This is a genomic window from bacterium (assembly GCA_030655055.1).
Lineage (GTDB): Bacteria > Edwardsbacteria > AC1 > AC1 > EtOH8 > UBA5202.
The window spans coordinates 1-3,543 of the sequence record JAURWH010000215.1; the positions used below are offsets into that span (position 1 = coordinate 1).

Consider the following 3,543-nt stretch of genomic DNA (forward strand, 5'->3'; position numbering starts at 1 on the left):
CGATTTCACCGTCTTCCGGCCCGAGCCTTTCACGGCCAGGGAGGACGGCGCCCGCGTCTGCAGTTGCGGGCGCGTTACGGTGGCGCTGGAGCGGGCGGGGTGGCGCAGGGGGGCCCCGGCCAAGCGCGAGGGCAGGCCGCTGGTGGAGGAATACACCATGCCCTCTGGCCGGCACGTCATCATCCTGGCCGAGGGCCGGCTGATCAACCTGGCCACCGCCGAGGGGCATCCGGCCAGCGTGATGGACATGAGCTTTGCCAACCAGTCCCTGGCCGCCGAGACCCTGGCCAAAAAGGGACGGAGCATGCAAAAGAAGGTCTATTCGCTGCCACAGGAGATGGACCAGCAGATAGCCAGCTTAAAGCTGAAGGCCATGGGGGTCAAGGTCGACGTGCTGACCCCGGAACAGAAGAAATACCTGGCATCATGGGAGATGGGAACCTAAGGTCCAGTTCAAGACTCAAATAAAAAGCGGGCCAGGCTGTATCATAATGAATACAGTCTGGCCCGCGGCAAACAAAACCAAGAGGAAACAATAACGACCGTTTAAGTCAGTTTCTTCCGGCAAAAACCAAATATCTTTTAACCCCCTTTTTTGCTTTTAACAAACAGCGTTAAGGGGCGGTGGATATTTTGTTCTGACCCGGGGATGCTGGGGAAAACGGTTTTTTATTTGGGAGCCCGGTAAAGGATGTACAAGCCCAGCGCTCCGAATAGCAGATTGGGAAGCCAGGCCGCCACCGTGGGCGGCAGGGAAGCATTGTGGCCCAGGGCCCGGCCGGTCTGCAATATCCCCCAAAATACAAAGCAGACCAGGAGGGAAAGGGAGAAACTGAGGGTGGCCCCGCTTTTGCGGGAATTGGAGAGGATGGGAAGCCCGAACAGCAGGATGATGAAGTTGGCAAAGGGGAAGGAAAGCTTGAAGTAGAGGTCCACCACATAGCGGTGGGCATCCCCGCCGGACCTCCGCAGGGCGTCGATATATCTGGACAATTGGGTAAAGTTCATCTCGTCCGGCAGCAGAACCCTTTTGGTGAACGATTCCGGGGTCTCCGTAAACCCGGTCAAAGACAGGAACTGGAGGCTGTCCTCCAGCATCTGGTCGTTGACGAACTGGCGGCGGATGATAGGAACGCCTTTGATCCCCTGCAGTTCCCAGTGATCGTTGACCCATAACCCCCGGGGGGCGTCCACCCGTACCGCCAGCCGGTTCAGGGTGTCCATCTGCCAGATCACCACCGAGTCCATGGCGGCTTTGGGGACGTCGTATCTTTTAATGAAATAAAACCTGCCGTCGGTGCCGGCATAGTAAAGGTCGGAGCGGACAGTTTCAAAAAGCAGGCTGCGCTTGCGGATGTCCTGCCGCTCCAGATTCCCCCGTTTCTGGTTGGTAAAGGGCACCACCGTTTCCCCGAAGCCCAGCACCAGCAGGCTTACCAAAAGGCCCAGTATCAAAAGGGGTATGAAAATCCGGTTGAGGCTGATGCCAGATGATTTAAGGGCCACGATCTCGTAATTCCGGGACATCTGGCTGATGGTTCCCATGCTGGCCAAAAGCATGGCCACCGGCAGGGTCAGCACCAAAATGTAGGGGATCTGATATAAATAATAAAGGGCCACCATCCAAAGCTGGGCCTTGGCGTCGATGAAGATGTCCAGTTTTTCAAAGACGTCCACCAGGATGAAAAGCAGCACAAAGGAAACCAACGCCAGCAGCATGGTTTTGAGGAATTCCCGGATCAGATAGCGGTCGATGATCTTCATTTTGCCTTTTTGGTGATCAGTTTGCGCAGGTCAATTTCGGAGTTCTGCCATAATAGCAGCAGGGCCCCGCAGGTTCCCAAAGCAATGTTGGCCACCCACATGGCCAGCCAGGGAGACACTATCTGGCGGTCGGCCAGCTCTTCGCCGCCCACCAAAGCCAGGTAATAGAGCACAAAAAATCCCAGGGCCATGCCGATGCTGGCGCCCATGGAACCGCGCCGGGTCAGCGATCCCAGCGGAACCCCCAGCAGCACGAACACCAGGCAGGCAAAGGGAATGGCGAACTTCTTTTGAATTTCCACCTGGTATCGCCGGATGTCGCTGGTCTTGTTGTGGATGTCCTGTCTCAATTGCTCTTTCTGCCAGGCCGAGAGCCGGGCCGAATCGGCCAGCTGGGTACTAACCGGGGCGATGGTCTGCTCTATCTGAACGATCTGTCCCTGCATCATTTTGGAGGTCATCTCCCGGTCCCCCCGCTGGGCCCGCACCGACTGAACCGTGGCCGGGTCCAAAGGCAGGTTGATGACGTGGGTGTTGAAATCCATTTTGTGGTAGGTTCGGGGGTCCCTGGCGTCGGCTTCGTGTATCTGTCCCCGCCACAGCTCCAGCCGCAGGACATTCTGTCTGGACATCATGGTCAGCTGTCCCTCATCGGCAATGATGGTCCGGGGGTAGCCGTTGGGAACGCTTTCGTAGATGGTGATCTTGTGCAGGCGGGAACTGCCGGCATCCACTTTGCCCACCAGGATATTGTATCCGGTAAAATCAGAAACGAAGGTGTTCTCCTTCAGGCGCAGGGCCGGTTTGGCGGAGGAGATGGCCATGAAGGTGTTCTTCAGCGAGTGGTTGGCCTCGGGCAGGATCCGGTCGGTGAAAAAATACAGGCCCATGGTCAAAGCCATCCCGGCCAGGACCGGGGCCACCAGCAGCCGGGACAGCGGCAGGCCGGCGGATTTAAGCGCGGTCAGCTCATTGTCACCGGAGATCCGGCCGAAGGTCATCAGCACCGCCACCAGCACCGCCATGGGCACGGTCAGGGCCAGGATCGAGGGCAGGCTTAAGGCAAAGATCTTAAGCACCAACAGCCCGGCCACCCGTTTGCCGATCAAAAGGTCGATCAGCTCAAACAGCTTGTCCATCAGCAGGATGAAGGTGGTGACTGCCAGCGCAAAGAAAAAGGGGGCCAGGTGCTCCCTCAAAAGATAGCGGTCCATTATTTTCATGGGCTTAATATTAACCTGTAATTCACAAAATTGCAAGAGTTTTCTATGTTCTGAAAAACAGGTTGGAAACCGGTAAGACAGAGTTTCCAGGAGTTACTGGTTTAGTCCAATCCTGCTTGTGCTGCAATATCCAACAAAAATAATTTCCACATAATCATATTAGACAGACTTTGAAACCATTTCTCCTAAATAAGATCGTTAAGTTCAACCTGTCCCTGTTCCTAGTAATGCTGGCCGGAGCGGGCCTGGTTTTGGCCCAGGAGACGGGGTCGCTGGATTCGCTGGCTTCGGGGTTCATCGGAAAACCGGCCAGGGACCAGAACATTACTGTCAAGGACAGCCTGGATCTGAGCCTGAACGCCATGCTGGAACTGGAATTGTACAAGGACTTTCCGCTTTCCCAAAATTACAACACACTGGAAGGGTTTGGGCTGAAGCGCCGCCAGACCGGGTTGTCAGCCCTATGGCGGCAGAATAATGCGGACTTTCTAGCCAAAGCGGCCGCCGACCGTTCCGGTGAGGGGCTGATCCCGGACATCAAGGTGCCGCTGCCGGG

At 56.3% G+C, this 3,543-nt stretch carries 4 protein-coding genes; 2 read left to right on the forward strand and 2 right to left on the reverse strand.

Annotation, left to right across the window (positions count from 1 at the left end; translation table 11 throughout):
- On the forward strand, window positions 1-445 hold a 445-nt coding region (locus Q7U71_09945), incomplete at its 5' end, for an adenosylhomocysteinase (GenBank protein ID MDO9392079.1).
- A 224-nt stretch (window positions 446-669) separates the two neighbouring features.
- On the opposite strand, the gene lptG is transcribed toward Q7U71_09945, so the two are convergent.
- Entirely contained in the window at window positions 670-1,764 is a 1,095-nt protein-coding gene (gene lptG / locus Q7U71_09950) for an LPS export ABC transporter permease LptG (GenBank protein MDO9392080.1), read from the reverse strand.
- Window positions 1,761-2,978, reverse strand: a complete 1,218-nt coding sequence (locus Q7U71_09955; protein MDO9392081.1) for an LptF/LptG family permease — start codon at window positions 2,976-2,978, stop codon at window positions 1,761-1,763. Before Q7U71_09955 ends, lptG begins: the two co-directional genes overlap by 4 nt.
- 179 nt (window positions 2,979-3,157) lie before the next feature.
- On the opposite strand from Q7U71_09955, the gene Q7U71_09960 reads away from it, so the two are divergent.
- A partial coding sequence (locus tag Q7U71_09960; protein ID MDO9392082.1) for a hypothetical protein occupies window positions 3,158-3,543 on the forward strand: 386 nt, incomplete at its 3' end.

Bases quoted from the DNA above. Each gene is read 5' to 3' on its own strand.
- lptG (MDO9392080.1), bottom strand. From the start codon at position 1,764: ATGAAGATCATCGACCGCTATCTGATCCGGGAATTCCTCAAAACCATG.
- Q7U71_09955 (MDO9392081.1), bottom strand. From the start codon at position 2,978: ATGGACCGCTATCTTTTGAGGGAGCACCTGGCCCCCTTTTTCTTTGCG.